This is a genomic window from Paraconexibacter sp. (genome assembly GCF_059438195.1).
This window is the reverse complement of record NZ_JBLKKY010000016.1, coordinates 20,325-35,310: the sequence shown is the minus strand read 5'-3', so window position 1 is coordinate 35,310 and position 14,986 is coordinate 20,325. Positions and strand designations below refer to the sequence as shown.

Annotated in this window: 22 protein-coding genes; 21 read left to right on the top strand and 1 reads right to left on the bottom strand. The window is 70.5% G+C overall.

Annotation, left to right across the window (positions count from 1 at the left end):
• The first annotated feature begins 26 nt into the window (after positions 1 to 26).
• From ACME2J_RS07905 to ACME2J_RS07805, 21 genes are all read left to right on the top strand, one after another.
• Positions 27 to 1,013: a phage major capsid protein gene (locus ACME2J_RS07905; RefSeq protein ID WP_495544347.1), complete on the top strand. Its 987-nt coding sequence runs from the start codon at positions 27 to 29 to the stop codon at positions 1,011 to 1,013.
• A gap of 219 nt (positions 1,014 to 1,232) precedes the next feature.
• Positions 1,233 to 1,958: a hypothetical protein gene (locus tag ACME2J_RS07900; protein ID WP_495544346.1), complete on the top strand. Its 726-nt coding sequence runs from the start codon at positions 1,233 to 1,235 to the stop codon at positions 1,956 to 1,958.
• Entirely contained in the window at positions 1,937 to 2,272 is a 336-nt protein-coding gene (locus ACME2J_RS07895; protein WP_495544345.1) for a hypothetical protein, read from the top strand. Before ACME2J_RS07900 ends, ACME2J_RS07895 begins: the two co-directional genes overlap by 22 nt.
• Entirely contained in the window at positions 2,265 to 2,825 is a 561-nt protein-coding gene (locus tag ACME2J_RS07890; RefSeq protein WP_495544344.1) for a hypothetical protein, read from the top strand. Before ACME2J_RS07895 ends, ACME2J_RS07890 begins: the two co-directional genes overlap by 8 nt.
• Positions 2,826 to 2,839: 14 nt before the next feature.
• Entirely contained in the window at positions 2,840 to 3,151 is a 312-nt protein-coding gene (locus ACME2J_RS07885) for a hypothetical protein (protein ID WP_495544343.1), read from the top strand.
• Complete coding sequence (locus ACME2J_RS07880; protein WP_495544342.1) at positions 3,126 to 3,461, top strand: hypothetical protein; 336 nt, start codon at positions 3,126 to 3,128, stop codon at positions 3,459 to 3,461. Before ACME2J_RS07885 ends, ACME2J_RS07880 begins: the two co-directional genes overlap by 26 nt.
• Positions 3,458 to 3,871, top strand: a complete 414-nt coding sequence (gp17, locus tag ACME2J_RS07875; protein WP_495544341.1) for a tail completion protein gp17 — start codon at positions 3,458 to 3,460, stop codon at positions 3,869 to 3,871. The genes ACME2J_RS07880 and gp17 overlap by 4 nt, the downstream gene beginning before the upstream one ends.
• Before the next feature lie 2 nt (positions 3,872 to 3,873).
• Positions 3,874 to 4,182, top strand: a complete 309-nt coding sequence (locus ACME2J_RS07870) for a hypothetical protein (RefSeq protein ID WP_495544340.1) — start codon at positions 3,874 to 3,876, stop codon at positions 4,180 to 4,182.
• 110 nt (positions 4,183 to 4,292) lie between these two features.
• Positions 4,293 to 4,865, top strand: a complete 573-nt coding sequence (locus tag ACME2J_RS07865; RefSeq protein WP_495544339.1) for a phage tail tube protein — start codon at positions 4,293 to 4,295, stop codon at positions 4,863 to 4,865.
• Positions 4,862 to 5,215 carry a hypothetical protein gene (locus tag ACME2J_RS07860; RefSeq protein WP_495544338.1) on the top strand — a complete coding sequence of 118 codons (354 nt, stop codon included), beginning with the start codon at positions 4,862 to 4,864 and terminating at the stop codon, positions 5,213 to 5,215. Before ACME2J_RS07865 ends, ACME2J_RS07860 begins: the two co-directional genes overlap by 4 nt.
• Complete coding sequence (locus tag ACME2J_RS07855) at positions 5,212 to 5,598, top strand: hypothetical protein (RefSeq protein WP_495544337.1); 387 nt, start codon at positions 5,212 to 5,214, stop codon at positions 5,596 to 5,598. The genes ACME2J_RS07860 and ACME2J_RS07855 overlap by 4 nt, the downstream gene beginning before the upstream one ends.
• 18 nt (positions 5,599 to 5,616) lie before the next feature.
• Complete coding sequence (locus ACME2J_RS07850; RefSeq protein ID WP_495544336.1) at positions 5,617 to 8,973, top strand: phage tail tape measure protein; 3,357 nt, start codon at positions 5,617 to 5,619, stop codon at positions 8,971 to 8,973.
• Between the two features lie 8 nt (positions 8,974 to 8,981).
• Positions 8,982 to 10,481: a hypothetical protein gene (locus ACME2J_RS07845; RefSeq protein ID WP_495544335.1), complete on the top strand. Its 1,500-nt coding sequence runs from the start codon at positions 8,982 to 8,984 to the stop codon at positions 10,479 to 10,481.
• A complete protein-coding gene (locus ACME2J_RS07840) occupies positions 10,478 to 11,584 on the top strand; it encodes a DUF5047 domain-containing protein (RefSeq protein ID WP_495544334.1) in 1,107 nt (368 codons plus the stop codon). The genes ACME2J_RS07845 and ACME2J_RS07840 overlap by 4 nt, the downstream gene beginning before the upstream one ends.
• The gene (locus ACME2J_RS07835) at positions 11,581 to 12,075 is read left to right on the top strand and encodes a hypothetical protein (RefSeq protein ID WP_495544333.1); all 495 of its coding nucleotides are present in this window, start codon (positions 11,581 to 11,583) and stop codon (positions 12,073 to 12,075) included. Before ACME2J_RS07840 ends, ACME2J_RS07835 begins: the two co-directional genes overlap by 4 nt.
• 7 nt (positions 12,076 to 12,082) lie before the next feature.
• Positions 12,083 to 12,355, top strand: coding sequence for a hypothetical protein (locus tag ACME2J_RS07830; RefSeq protein ID WP_495544332.1), 273 nt, complete (start codon positions 12,083 to 12,085; stop codon positions 12,353 to 12,355).
• Positions 12,352 to 12,672 carry a hypothetical protein gene (locus ACME2J_RS07825; protein ID WP_495544331.1) on the top strand — a complete coding sequence of 107 codons (321 nt, stop codon included), beginning with the start codon at positions 12,352 to 12,354 and terminating at the stop codon, positions 12,670 to 12,672. Before ACME2J_RS07830 ends, ACME2J_RS07825 begins: the two co-directional genes overlap by 4 nt.
• Before the next feature lie 128 nt (positions 12,673 to 12,800).
• Positions 12,801 to 13,607, top strand: a complete 807-nt coding sequence (locus ACME2J_RS07820) for a M23 family metallopeptidase (RefSeq protein ID WP_495544330.1) — start codon at positions 12,801 to 12,803, stop codon at positions 13,605 to 13,607.
• The gene (locus ACME2J_RS07815) at positions 13,604 to 13,810 is read left to right on the top strand and encodes a hypothetical protein (RefSeq protein ID WP_495544329.1); all 207 of its coding nucleotides are present in this window, start codon (positions 13,604 to 13,606) and stop codon (positions 13,808 to 13,810) included. The genes ACME2J_RS07820 and ACME2J_RS07815 overlap by 4 nt, the downstream gene beginning before the upstream one ends.
• Positions 13,811 to 13,845: 35 nt before the next feature.
• A complete protein-coding gene (locus tag ACME2J_RS07810) occupies positions 13,846 to 14,040 on the top strand; it encodes a hypothetical protein (protein WP_495544328.1) in 195 nt (64 codons plus the stop codon).
• Between the two features lie 232 nt (positions 14,041 to 14,272).
• Positions 14,273 to 14,587, top strand: a complete 315-nt coding sequence (locus ACME2J_RS07805; RefSeq protein ID WP_495544327.1) for a hypothetical protein — start codon at positions 14,273 to 14,275, stop codon at positions 14,585 to 14,587.
• Here the strand turns inward: ACME2J_RS07805 and ACME2J_RS07800 are convergent.
• Positions 14,584 to 14,931: a hypothetical protein gene (locus tag ACME2J_RS07800; protein WP_495544326.1), complete on the bottom strand. Its 348-nt coding sequence runs from the start codon at positions 14,929 to 14,931 to the stop codon at positions 14,584 to 14,586. The genes ACME2J_RS07805 and ACME2J_RS07800 overlap by 4 nt on opposite strands.
• Positions 14,932 to 14,986: the final 55 nt, after the last annotated feature.

The window sequence follows — 14,986 nt, the reverse complement described above, 5'->3', positions numbered from 1 at the left end:
GCAGAACCAGATAGGAGAACCTCCAGATGTCCACGTTCGTCAAGGCCGAGCAGGTCGTCTCGACCGCTCTCGGCCTCCTCATGCGGGAGCTCACGCTCCCCGGCCTCGTGTGGCGCGACGGGTTCGGCGACTGGGTGGGTCGGAAGAACGACACGCTCACGATCCGGCTCCCCGCCTACGCGCCGGCCCGCACTCGCACGCTGCGCTCCGGCGCCGCGCGCACGAAGGACGGTCTCTACGAGCGGTCCGTCGACATCTCGCTCGACACCGACGTCTACAAGGACGTCGGGATCAGCGACGAGGAGATGACGCTCGACATCGTCAACTTCGCCGCGCAGGTGCTCAACCCGGTCGTCGTGGGGATCGCCGAGCAGCTCGAGGACGAGGTCGCGACCGCGATGAACGGCGCGACCTACGCGAACACGATCGCGTTCGTCGAGTCCACCGACGACGTCTACTCCGACGTCGCGGTACGCGCGCGAACGCTTCTCAACAACGCGCATGTCCCGATGGCGGGACGCGTGATCGTGTGCGGCTCCGACCTCGAGGCCGCATTCCTCAACTCCGACCGGTTCGTCCGGGCGGACCAGTCGGGCACGACCGAGACGCTCCGCGAGGCGCGCATCGGTCGGGTCGCCGGGTTCGACGTCTTCTCGTCGCCGGCGCTCGCGTCCGACGAGGGGTACGCCTTCCACCGGACGGCGTACGCGATGGCGCAGCGCGCGCCGATCGTCCCGAACGGGGCGCCGTGGGGCGCGTCGCAGTCCTACCAGGGGCTCGCGATCCGCACGGTGCAGATCATGGACCCCGACACGGTCGAGAACCGCTTCATCGCGGACTCGTGGGTCGGCGTGAACACGGTCGCCGACGTCGGCCGGTTCGACGGCGACCCGGCCGCCGGCGGGAAGTTCGTCCCCGTCACCGACCCTGACAACCCGGTCACGGGCTCCGGCACCGCCTACGGCGACGACACGGCGCGCTTCGTGCGCTCCGTCAAGATCACCGTCTCCTGACGGTGAGCGATCCCGTGACGAGCACGGCTGGTCCCAACCCGAGCGGCCTCTGCATGTGTGGCTGCGGTGAGCCTGCGGCCATCGCGAAGCGCACGCGGAGGTACCTCGGGCACGTGAAGGGCCAGCCGTGCCGTTACGCCCCCGGGCAACCCCTCGTCACAGTCTGCGGTGCCGCGACCTAGCGTATGGCTCGTTTCGCCGGCCTTCCGGCGATTCGACGTGACGAGGCTCGCCCTCGCTCAGCGAGCGCACCTCGCCGTCGAGCTCGCCGCCCGCGGGATCGACTGCCGCAGCGTGATCGTCGCCGACGACGAGAACGTCGACATCGCGCGTGAGTACGGCGCGGACGTCGTCGAGCTCGACAACGATGGCGGCGTCGGCCGGCGCTTCAACGCCGGGTTCCGGCACGCCGGAGATGCGGGCGCCGACTTCCTCGTGCACATCGGCTCGGACGACTGGCTCCATCCGGACGCCGTCGCCGGCCCGGTCCTCGAGGCGGGGAGCCTGCGGCCGATCGTGAGCGGTCGACGGATCGCGTTCGTCGACCTTCCCACGAGCAGGATGCAGCCGTGCACGCTGCGCAACCGGTACGGGGTCGTCGCGTGGATCATCCCCCGCGCCCTCCTCGAGCCGTGCGGCTTCGAGCCGATCGACCCGCGGAAGCGAAGCGGGCTCGACGGGCACCTCATCGCGGGCATCCGTGCCACGTGGGGCAAGCCGCACTGGACGTTTTACGACCCGCACCCGTTCGCGCGGGTCGACTGGAAGTCCGACACGAACATCACCCCCTACGCGCGCCTGCGGCACCTCGCCGCCGGGCCCGAGGTCGACGACCCGTGGCCGGTGCTCGCCGAGCACTACCCGACCGACCTCGTCGAGATGGCGCGCGCGACCGCCGCGAGATTCCGCGAGGAGGACCCCCGATGGCCCGCCGTCACCACCTGATGAACCAGGACACCGGCGACATCGTCGCCGCGACCACCGCCGGCGCGGAGGTCCTGCGCCGCCGCGGCTACGTCGACGCCGACGTCGGCGTCCCCATCGAGCCCGACACCGAGCCCGCGGCCGACGCGGGCGACGAGCGGCCGGCGAAGACCGCGAGCCGCGGCGAGTGGGACGACTTCGCGCGCAGCGTCGGGCTCAACCCCGACGACTTCGCGTCGAAGGGCGACCTGATCGACGCCCTCGACGAGCACCTCGACGCCGACGAGGAGCCGGACGACGGCGTCTCGGAGGACGACGACGGCGACGATGGCTAGCTTCGCCACGACCGACCAGCTCGCCGCCCGCCTCGGGATCACGCTCACCGGTGACGACGCGACGCGCGCCGCGACGCTGATCGAGCTCGCGTCCGGGGTCGTGCAGGACGCGGTCGGCCAGACGATCGAGCTGGTCGCCGACGACGTCCTCACGCGCCGAGGCACCCGTGAGTCGACGCTCCTGCTCCCCGAGCGGCCCGTCGTCTCCGTCTCCTCGGTGACGCTCGACGGCGAGATGATCGACGCCGGCAGCTACTACCTCGACGGCGATCACCTCGTCCGCGTCGGCGGATGGGGGCACGCCGGCGAGGCGCTCGTCATCACCTACACGCACGGGTTCGACCCGGTGCCGGAGGCTGTCGTCACCGAGGTCCTCGAGATGACCGTGCGCGTCTGGACGAACCCGTCCGGGGCGATGATCTACCGGCTCGGGCAGGCGGGCGCGACGTACAGCCTGCAGGCGCCGCCACCCGGTCTCGCCGTGGACGCCGCGACCCGCCGTCGCCTGCGTCGCCTCGTCGGCCGCCGCTCCGAACCCCTTCCCATCCGCTGACCCGGAGGCCCGACATGACGACGTTCTACGTGCAGCCCGGCGGCAATCCGACGCTCGGCTTCTACTCGCCGCGGCACGGTGTCCGCGTCCGCTTCGAGGACGGGTGCTACCAGACCGACGACGAACGGGAGATCACGGCGCTCCGCGAGTCGCCGCTCGTCTTCGACGCCGACGACCTCCTCGAGCTCTCGCAGCCGTCCCCGTTCGACGACGGCGACGCGGACCCCGCCGAGGTCGACGCCGAGCTCGAGCACCTCCGCGGGCTCGACGCGCTGTTCCCGGGCGGGGAGGGCGAGGGCGATGCTTCCGACGGCGCTCCTGAGTAGGGACTGCACGATCACGACGCGCACCGCGTCGCCGACTCTCGACGACTACGGCAACGCGATCCCCGACGAGACGCAGACGACGACACGCTGCGAGCTGCAGCAGAACCGCCGCGACGAGCAGGACGCGCAAGGCGAGATGTCCGACACCGTCTGGCTCCTCGTGCTGCCCGCTGGTACGACGATCACGACCGCCGACGTCGTGACCGTCGACGGCGACACGTACGAGGTCGTCGGTGCGCCGTGGCAGGCGCGCGACCCGGCGACCGGCCGCGAGTCGCACGTCGAGGCGACGCTGAGGCGCACCGCATGATCCCCGACGGGGAGAAGATCGTCGGCCGCTACCTCCGCGAGCACGCGGACGTGATCGCGCTCGGCGCGCGCATCGTCGGGAAGACCCCGGACGACACGTCGACCCCGTGGGTCCGTCTGACGCAGCTCGACGACCGGGCGGTCGGCGGGTCGCGCTCCGATCACCTGATCGAGTTCCTCGTGCAGCTCGACTGCTACGCCGGCGCGACCGGCGGGCAACCCGAAGCGCAGACCCTGTCGCGCACCGTCCGCGAGTCGCTGCGCTCCATGCCCGGCACGTGGTACGGCGCCGTCGTGACCGGCGTCGAGTTCGTGTCCGCCCCGCGCATCCCTGACGCGGACTTTGAGCCAGCCCGTGAGCGCGTCGTGCGCACCGTGACCGTGTGGATGCACAACGCACCGGGAGGCTAGGCATGTTCCGGCCAAACCGCGACTTCGCCGCCGAGATGCAGGCGGACCCCGGGTTCCAGGCGGGCTTCGACGAGCTCGCCGACGACGCGCGGCGCCTCGCCGACGAGTTTGCCGCCCAGGCGGGCGCGCCGTGGATGCCGCGCGCCGGACGCCGCCAGCCGATCGTGCTCGAGCGGCAAGGCAGCCGTCTTCGCCTCGTGAACACCGACCACGCCGGCCACCTCCAGGAGTGGGGCGGCGCGAAGAACCCGCCGCACGCGCCGCTCCGCAGGGGCGCCCAGTCGGCCGGACTCAAGCTCACCGAGAGCTGACCCCGTGACGGCGGCAGGACCGCCGCTCGACATCCATCCCGGCGCGGTGTGCGCACCGCACGACACGCCGGGCACCGCTACCGCCCCGCGGGGCGAGGAAGGCAACCCTCATGGCGCAGGACTCCGACCAGATCACAGTCGCCCTCACCGGGCGCATCTACGTCGCCACGTTCTCAGACAGCCTCGTGCTTCCCGAGACGCTCGCGACCCCCGACGCCGCGTTCGAGGACCTCGGGTACACGACCGAGGACGGCGTCTCGTTCAGCGGCTCGCAGACGATCGAGGACATCATGGCGTGGCAGAAGCAGACGCCCGTCCGCCGCGTCGTCACCGGCCGCGGCGCCTCCGTGGGCTTCACGCTCCTGCAGACGAACCTCGACACGTTCGCGCTCGGGTTCGGCGGCGGCACGTGGACCGAGCCGACCGCCGGCGTCTTCCGGTACGACCCGCCGGCGGACACCGACGCGCTCGCCGAGTACGCAGTCGTCGTCGACTTCGAGGACGGCACGCGGAACTCGCGCGTCGTGCTCAAGCGCGCGACGATCACCGACGACATCGAGACGTCGCTCGTCCGCAACGGCGCGGCGACGATCCCCGTCACGCTCAACGCGCTCACCCCGGACGGCGAAGATCGCGCCTGGTACTTCCTCTCCGACGATCCGGCGTACGACCCGGTCCCGTGAGCGAGGCGAAGAAGAAGACCGGCAAGGCGACCGCCGCGCAGAAGGCGGCGGCCGCCCGCGCCGAAGCGACCGACGAGCCGAAGGTCATCACGTGGCGGGGACTCACCTTCGAGGGCCCGCCGACGCTGCCCGGCACGATTGCGTTCGACCTCGCCGCAGCCGAGGCGTCCGGCACCCCGGGCGGCGTCTACAGCGTCCTGCTCTCCGTCCTCGGGGAGGAGCAGATGCAGGAGGTCCGCGCGCAGCTCGTCGCGGACGACGTGTCGCTGCAGGACGCCTTCGGTGTCCTCTTCGACGAGCTCGTGCGCGCCGTCGTCGAGCCGTACGGAGCGGGGCCGGGGGAATCGTGAGCCTCGGCGCTCTCCTCACCGCGAGGTGGGGGAGCGTCGAGGCCGACCTGCAGCGGTTCTACAACCTCGACCTCACCGTCGAGGTTCACCGCGTCAGCGTCCGCCGGCTCCTCGCGCTCGTCGAGGGCCTCCCGGCGGACGCCGCGACGTGGCGCGACGACGACGTGTGGACGAACCGCGACGAGCTGCTCGCGCAGATCGCCGACATCGTCAACGGGTGGGGATGGGCGCAGACCGAGCTCATGCGCGCCGTGTGGGCGCCGAAGCTCCGCCGGTTCCCCGCCCCGGACCGCCTCGAGCATCCGGGCCGCCCCGACCCGCGGCCGCAGGGCGAGGTCGTCACCGACACGCTCGCGCTCGCCGCGTTCATCCACCGCAACTAGCTGAAGGGAGGTGCGCCGATGGCCTCGATCGGGACCGCGTATCTGGACATCCAGCCGGACTTCTCGACGCTGAACAAGCAGATCGGCGCGCAGCTCGGCGGCAGCCGGTTCGGGAAGCTCGGCAAGGCGGCCGGTGTCGCGTTCGGTGGGGCGCTCGCCGCCGCCGGCATCGGCAAGGCGCTGTTCGACGTCGGCAAGCAGTTCGACGCCGCCTACGACACGATCCGCGTCGGAACCGGCGCGACCGGGAAGGCGCTCGACGGGCTCAAGAAGGACTTCAAGCAGGTCGTGAAGGAAGTCCCCGCGGACTTCGGGTCCGCGTCGACCGCCATCGCGGACATCAACACGCGGCTCGGTCTCACCGGGAAGCCACTGCAGCGCATCTCGAAGCAGTTCCTCGAGCTGTCGCGGATCACCGGCACCGACGTCGGCGCGAACGTGAAGGACGTCACGCGCGCGTTCGGGGACTGGGACGTGAAGACCCGCGACCAGTCGCGGACGCTCGACCGGTTCTTCCGCGCTTCGCAGATGTCGGGCGCGTCGGTGAACGAGCTCTCCCGGCAGGTCGTCGAGTTCGGGGCGCCGCTGCGGCAGGTCGGGTTCTCGCTCGACGAGGCGACCGCCCTGTTCGCCAGCTTCGAGAAGGCCGGCGTCAACACGCAGACGATGATGCCCGGCCTCAAGTTCGCGCTGAAGACGTTCCTCAAGGAGGGACTCGAGCCGGGCAAGGCGCTCCGCGACACCTTCCGCGGCATCCAGGACGGCACGATCGGGTCGTCGGAGGCGCTCGAGATCTTTGGGCAGCGCGCCGGCGCGGACATGGTCGAAGCGATCCGGCAGGGCCGCTTCGAGCTCGACGACATGACCGACGCGATCCGCAACGGGTCCGACACGATCATGAAGGCCGGGAAGGACACGCAGTCCTTCTCGGAGAAGTGGCAGCTCTTCAAGAACCGCGTCCTCGTCTGGCTCGAGCCCGTCGCGATCCGCGTCTTCGACGCGATCGGCACGGCGATGGACAAGCTCCCGCAGATCGTCGACCGGGTCCGAGGCGCGTTCGAGTCGCTCAAGGCGATGTTCACCGGGACCGGCAGCGAGTCGTCACGGCTGTCCGGCCTCCTCGGGAACCTGTCTTCATCCTTCGACTCGATCCGCGACGCGGTCCGCGGCGCCGTCGACATCGCGATCGTGGCGTGGGACCAATTCGGCGGCACGATCATTGCGGTCGCGCAGAACGCGCTCGCCACGATCGGCGGCATCGTCGAGGGCATCGCGCAGATCCTCGGCGGGCTCATCGACTTCGTCGCCGGCGTCTTCACCGGCGATTGGGGTCGCGCGTGGGACGGGATCAAGGCGATCTTCGGCGGCGCGTGGCAGGCGATGACGGCGGCCGTGACCGGCGCGTGGAATCAGCTCAAGCTCGTCGTGAAGGCGGGCATGGACGCGGTCATCCGGGCCGTGAAGGGCTTCGGGTCCGCGCTCGGCAGCCTCGGGAAGTGGCTCGTCGACCAGATCGTGAGCGGCATCAAGTCGACAGTGAGCGCGCTCTCGGGCGCCGCCGGCTGGATCAAGAACCGCGTGGTCGAGTTCGTGAAGGGCGCCGCCGGCGCGTACGTCGCGGTCGGCTCGTGGGTCATCAACCGCATCGCGGACGGCGTGATGGTGATCACCGACAAGGTCGGCCAGATCGGCGGGTGGATCAAGAACCGCATCCAGGACGGCATCCGTCTCGTCGCTGACGCGCTGCGCTCGATCGGCCGTTCGGTCGTCGGTGCGATCTTCGGGTTCGTCACCAGCACCGACGTGTTCGGTCACCTCGCGAGCTTCGGCGGCTGGCTGAAGAACCGGCTCGTCGATCTCGTCACCGCCGCGTCGGACGGCTTCAAGGGTGTGGGGTCCACGGTCGTCGGTTGGATCGTCGACGGGTTGACGAGCGGCCTCGAGAAGATCGGCAGCTTCGCGAAGAAGATCCTCAACATCATCGGGAAGATCCCCGGCGTCGGTGGCCTCGCGAAGAAGGGCGTCGAGGCGATCGACAACGTCCTCGGCCTGGCGCGCGGCGGCGCGTATGGCCGCACGGGTGGCGTCGTGAACGCGCCGATGATCATGATGGGCGAAGAGGCGCCCCTCCACCCGGAGTTCGTGATCCCGACGAACCCCGCCTACCGGAAGCGCGCGCACGGCCTCCTCGAGCAGGCGGCCGGCGCGATCGGGTACGCGGAGGGCGGCGTCGTCAGCGCGTTTCGGCGCGCGATCGACCGGACGGACGCGAACCCGAAGCCGGAGCTGGCGCTGTGGATGGCCGGGCTCGTCGAGTCCGGGCTGCGGAACCTGCCGTACGGGGACCGCGACTCGCGCGGCGCGCTGCAGATCCGCGACAGCACGGCGCGGCCGATGGGCGTCAACAACATGGACCCGTACGCGTCGGCGCTCGCGTTCCTCACCCGCGGCTTCTGGAAGTACCCCGGCGGTGCGATCGGCATCGCTGCGCGCAACCCGGGGTTCACCGCCGGCATGGTCGCGCAGGGCACGCACGGGTCCGCGTTCCCGCACCGGTACGACCAGATGCGCGGCCCCGCATCGTTCTACATGCGTGGCCTCGACAGCTACGCCGGCAGTTCGATCGGTGATCTGACCGGCGCGATCGGCGGCGTGCTCGGGAAGCTCGTCGAGCTCGGCCCCGGCTGGCTGATCAAGCAGCTCCCCGGCACCGATGGGCTCGGCTGGCTGAAGGGCGTCGGGTCGGCGGCGCTGAAGCGGGCGAAGGACTGGATCGTCGACAAGGTCGCGTCGATCGTCCCGACCGGCGGTGACGGTCCGTCGGGTGTGACGGAGGCGATCAAGGGAGCGATCGCGCTGTCGCGGACGATCGCTCACTGGGACTTCGGTCCGGGGCAGCTTCACCGGCCGGGGGGCAAGACGTACCACGGGGTGGGCCGCGCCGTCGACTTCGGCGACGCGGGCAAGTCCAGCGGCGAGATGGTCCGCCTCTACAACCTCCTGAAGGCGTCCTACGGGACGTCGATCAAGGAGCTGTTCTACGACCCGATGGGCGAGCACGTGAAGAACGGGCAGGTACGCGGATTCCCGTTCGGCGGGCATGGTGATCACGTGCATCTCGCGCTCGCGCGCGGCGGTGTGTTCGGCGGTGACGGCGCGACGATCGGCCCGTTCGTCGGCTCGTACGCGACCGGCGGCGTCGTCCCCAGGGACGGCCTCGCGCACGTGCACGCGGGGGAGACGATCACCCCGGCGAACCGTGAGACCGCGGTCGTCGTCGATCTGCGGCACGCGGCGCTCGCGGACCTGATCGATGTTCGGGTGGAGCAGCGTGACCGGCGGACGCAGCGCCGCCAGATGGCAGGTGTGCGCTGATGGGGACCGTGACGACACGCCCCTACGACTTTTTCGATCCGGGCTCGTCGTGGGCGGCCGATGGTGCGGCCGACGAGGAAGCCGCGGTGAAGGACGACAGCGACGCGTCCTACGCGTACACCTCTGGCACCGCGCTCATCAGCTTCGGGATGGACGACCCGACCGTCCCGGCCGGCGCGGTCGTCAAGGCGGTCTCGGTGCGCATCCGGCATCACAAGGCGGGCGCGAACGTTCAGAACCAAGTGAACCTCGTCTCCGACAGTGACGGGACTGTCATGGCGAGCGGCACGCAGCTCGTCGTCAACACCGCTGACCAGACGGTGACCGCGTGCCAGGACACGACCCCACCGATCGACGCTGACGACACGCGGGTCGTCGTCTACCGGCTGGGCGGCGGCACGTACTACGTGACCGAGGTGTACCAGGACACGATCTACGTCGAGAAGCCGGTCGTGGCCGTCGACGCGCCGTCGGGGACGATCACCGACACGAACCGGCCGACGGTCCAGTGGACACCGACGCTCGATGTCGACGGTGGCGCGCAGACGTTCTACCGCGTGAAGATCTTCGACTCCGCGACCTACGGGGGCGGCGGGTTCGACCCGTTCACGTCGACGCCGGTCGCCGAGTCCGGCGAGGTGTACGGCTCGGCGTCAAGCTGGCAGGTCGACGAGATTCTCCCCGACGACACGTACCGCGCGTACGTCATCATCGGGCAGACCGTCAACGGGTCGCTGCACCTCTCGGACTACGCGTTCTCCGGGTTCGTGGTCGACGTCGCGCTCCCGGCCGAGCCGACGCTCACCCTCACCGCTGACGCCGACAACGCGCGGATCTCGGTGCAGGTCGAGTCGAACAGCGGCGACGCGACGACCGACAAGTTCGAGGTGCAGGTCTCACGCGACGCCGGGGCGACGTGGGCCGACCTGCGCGTCACCGAGGACGACCTCGTCGACCCCACGGAGGGCGACGAGACCGTGTGGGACTACGAAGCCCCGAACGGCGTCGAGGTCGACTACAGGGCGCGCGCGCTGCACGACTACAGCGGTGTGTACGCCGCATCCGCCTGGGTGACCGCCTCGGCGACGTGGTCGAGCACGTCGTGGTGGTTGAAGCACCCGACGCGGCCGTCGCTCAACACCGCGGTCACCATCTACGAGTTCCCCGAGGTGTCCCGCGAGAGCCGGCACGGGCAGCATCAGCCGCTCGGCGCGGCGTACCCGGTGATCGTGCAGGACACCCGCACCGCGACCATGTCCGGCTCGCTCTCGCTGCTCGTCCACTCCCGCGACGAACTCGATCTGATCGACGATCTCATCGACACGCGCGACACGCTCCTCCTCCAAGGCCCGATGGCGGACGACGAGCCGGACCGGTACATCCGGATCGTCGGGGAGACCGGCGCCGAGCGGATCGCCGACAAGGCGTTCGCGCACAGCCGGCGCGTCCCACTCCCGTTCGTCGAGGTCGCCCGTCCCAGCGGCGACGTCGAGGAGTGGCCGGAGTGAGGCCGGTCACCGCAGCGTTCCTCGAGGCGATCACTCAGCCGCATCCTCTCGCCACCCGATGCACAGTGCTCGTCGACGGCGTCGACGAGCAGACGATCGACATCGTCGATGGGTCGGTGACGCTCGACGCGACCGCCCAAGTCCGCGGACGCAGCGACCTCACCCTCGTCGACACCGCGCTCGTCCCGTCCGACGCCGACGATCTCCTCGCCCCGTACGGCAACGAGATCCGCGTCGAGCGCGGCCTCTACCTTCCCGGCCAGCCGCAGCCCGAGCTCGTGTCGCTCGGCGTGTACCGTATCCAGACCGCGGACGTCACCGACGGCGCGGACGGCCTGGAGATCCAGGTCTCCGGTCTCGATCGGTCGCAGCGCCTCATCGACGCCAGCCTTGAGGAGCCCTACCAGATCGCCGCCGGCACGAACTACGCGGACGCGATCCGCGACCTCCTCCTCGCCGCATGGCCCGCGATGCCGTACGAGTTCACCGCAACGTCGTACACGACCCCGTCGATCCTTCTTGAGGAGCAGACGGACCGGTGGGCGGAGGCGCAGAAGATGGCGGAGGCGATCGGCATGGACCTCCACTTCGACGGGGACGGCGACTGCCGACTCGTACCCTCAACGGCGATCGGGTCCGGTATCCCGGTCGCCACGATCGCCGAGGGCACGGACGGCGTGCTGCTCCAGGCGTCCCGCGGCTGGACGCGGGAGGGGACGTTCAACGCGGTCGTCGCGACCGGCGAGAACACCGGGCAGACCACGCCGGCGCGCGGCGTCGCACGCGACACGAACCCCGCGAGCCCCACCTACTACTACGGGCCGTTCGGGCGGGTCCCGAGGTTCTACGCGTCGCCGCTGCTCACAACCGACGACCAGGCCGCGTCGGCGGCAGAGACGATCCTTGCGCGCGAGCTCGGCACCACGGAGCGCGTCACGTTCGGATCGCTCGTGCTCCCGCATCTCGAGCCGTACGACGTCGTGAGGATCACGCGCGCCAGGTCCGGCATCGACGAGGATCACATCCTCGACCAGGTCACGATCCCGCTGTCAGCCGATGGCGACATGACCGGGCAGACACGCGCGCAGCAGGTGACGTCATGAACGACGAGACGCTCCGCCAGCTTCTTCAGCGCGTGAAGCGGATCGAGGACTCGATGGTCCGCTTCCGGCTCGGCGTCGTCGACGACACCGAGCCGCTCGACGTCACCCTCGGCGGCGCCGACCAGCCCTACGAGGACGTCCGGGCGATCGACGGGGCGCGCCTCGAGACGGGGGACCCCGTCGGCGTCCTGAAGTGGGGGTCCGACGCGCTCGTCCTCGGCCGGCTCGCCAGCGGACTCGGCATCGCGGCCGGCGGCACCGACAGCGTCAGCTGGCCCGGCGGGTCCGACACGTCGAACACGAAGGCCGTCGACCACGGGCTCGCCACCACGCCCTCCGCGGCGCTCGTGGTGCAGGCCAACGGGCCCGACGTCAACTTCGGGGTCACGGCGATCACCTCGACTCAGGTCACGGTCCGTGGCCGGATCGTCGACGGGTCGAGCGTCCCGAACACGATCACCACGCCGTTCTACTGGATCGCGATCAGATAGCGGCACCATGGCGACGACGACTCGCACCATCGAAACCCACCGCGACGGCGAGCTCATCCATACGGAGACCATCACGGTGCCCGACACCGAGGCGAACGCCGACTACCTGCGGCGCCGGGCGGAGCAGGCGATCGCCGCGAACATCGAGTTCCTGACGATCGAGAAGCCGACGACGGAAGAGGCGGTGCGCCAGGTCCGCGCGTTGACCCGCCAGACCAACGCGGTCATCCGGCTCCTGCTCGGCCAGCTCGACAACATCGAGGGCACCTGGAGCGAATGACCGACGACGAACGCGTCTCACTCCGTGAGCACCTAGAAGCGCAGATCGGCGAGCTGCGCCGTGACATGGCTGTCGAGTTCGACCGGGTGCGCGACGAGGCCGCGCAAACCCGCGAGCAATCCACCCGGGAGCACGCCCAGGTCGAGGCGAAGCTCGACCAGATCGCGCAGGACCTCGCGCCGATCCGCGCCGCGCATCTCGACGGCCAGGCGGTCCGCAACGCCTGGCGGAACAACGCGCGCGTCGTCGGCTGGACCATCGGGGTCCTGGCATCGATCACCGCCGTCGTTCTCGGCGTGATCAGCCTCATCGGCTGACGCTCCCCCTGCAGCGCGAACTCCAGTGCCCGCCGCGTCGTGCCGCTCACCACGGTCCCCGAACCGTGACCACCGGCGACCACTGAAGACCAGCGGTCGCACCCATCACCGACCTCGAGGAGGTCCACATGCCTGGCGACCCTCGTCGCTTCTACATCCCGCCCGGGGAGGCCCTCCTGCGCGGCGACGACATCGCGTCGTGGCAGCGGGAGATCATCCACGAGTTCTCGCGGATGGACATCGACTGGCCCGAGACCGCGGTCGGTCCCCGCGGCGTGTACGACACGACGATGCGCGCCGCGTGCGCGTCGCTGTGCAAGGCGCTCGGGATGCTGCACTGGAAGGTGATGGAGCACGGCGTCACGCCGGAGCTCCGCACCCGCATCCGGCACCGTCGCCTCACCCCCCGCGAGCGGGCCCGCATGTACGGGCCGAAGTGCATCGCGTACCGGCGGGCGCTGCGCAAGCGGCACCGCGCGACCCACGGCGGCCGCCTGCACCCCGTCACGTCACAGGTGCACGCCGACACGTGGGGCTGGGTGCCCGGCGTCCACGACGGCCTCGACATCATCACCCCGCCCCGCGCGATCTTTTACGCCCCCGTCGCCGGGGAGATCATCCGCGCCGACAACGCCGGCTGGTGGGGGAAGGGCGCCCCCGCGAACCCGACGCCCCCCGCCGCGGGCATCGTGATCCTTCGGGTCACCGAGAATGCGGGGCCGTTCCGGCGTGGGATGCGCGTCTGCTTCGGGCACTGCGGCCCCGTCTCGGGTATCCGCGCCGGGTCGACCGTGAAGGCGGGGGACGCGATCGGCAGGTGCGGCCTCGCGAACGCGTGGCACGCCCACTTCATGATCCACCACCGCTCCGACTCCCGCGGCAGCGGGGATCGTGACCCGGCGCCGTTCTACCGCGCGGCGCAGAGGGCGCGATGAGCGCCGCGGTCAACGGTCTGCGCGCGCTCTGGGCGGCGGAGCCGGTGCGCTGCGCGTCGCTCGTCGCGTCCGTCGTCGTCTTCGTCCTCGCGAAGGCCGGCGTCGTCGTGGACGAGCAGTCCGTGGTCGAGGCGCTCCTGGTCGTCGTGCCGATCCTCCTCGGCGGGGAGGCGGCGCGCCACCGCGTGACCCCCCAGGCGTGACCGGCGATGCGTCGCTTCGAGTTCCTCGCAGGGCGATGACGCACGTCGAGTTCGTCGCCGACCGCATCCGCCGCGCCGATTACCGCGAGCGGCACCTCCCCCAGCCGCTCGACTGGCACCTCCTCCAACCCTCGGAACAGTCCCGATGGCGGCACCTCGCCGAGGCCGCCCTCGACGCCGACGCCTCGTGGACCGGGCCACACAACCAGAACGTCGTCCGGTCCGGCTGAGACCTGCGGCCTCTCGCTCGCTGGCCGTCGCAGAGCCCCCGCACCCGAACAGGGTGCGGGGGCTCTGTCGTTTCCGCCCCAGGCGGGAGTCTGGGTCGTCCGGTCCACCGGGGAGAATGCTTCGCCCACGAACAACAGGGCCGCCCGGCGGCAACCGGACGGCCCGAGACCTTCGACGTGATGGCATTGAGCTTCGAATAGGTCATCACGTCGTCCGGACGGAAGTGACGACATGACATCCACCGACGACACCGACGACGAGCCGCCGGACATCCATCCGAAGCGCCTCGCGAATCCCCAGAAGAGGAGGCCGAAGCACCAGGACAAGGACCTCGATCGCCCGGTCAAGGCGGCGTGGAAGGCAGGATGGTGGTGCGAACGGCGCCGTAGCGACGGTTACATCGTCTGTGAGCCCCCGCCGAGCTGGGTCGCGAAGTTCCCCGAGCATGTGAAGCCGCACTTCATCGCGGTGCAGGCGACCCCGAGTAAGCAGGGCACGAAGAACATGATCTGCCGGAAGTTCCGGCAGCGCGGGCTCGACTTCTAGGCGCAGACGAGCTCGCGCTCGTCGTCGCGCTCGTCCTCGCGAGCGCTCGTGGCGGCCATGTTGAGCGCGAGGCCGAGCTCGTTCTCGAGAAGACCGAGAACCTCCGCGATGCGTGCGTGAACGTCGCTAAGGCGGACCGCCGCGATGTCGAGCGAGACCTCGATCGCCGGTGGCGAGTATGACCCCGCGACGGCGACGCCCAGGATCGCCTCGTGCGAACGCGTCTCGATCGTCTCGGCGACGGCGCACGCCAAGTCGAGGACCTCGTTCTCGGGCAGGGCTGCCTCAGTCTCGAGGACGAGTTCGGCGAGGAAGCGGTGTGTCTCGACGCTGCCCGGGTGCATGTCTCCACCTTAGCTATCGGCCGGTACCGCCTGCGCCGTGAGGGCGCGTGGACAT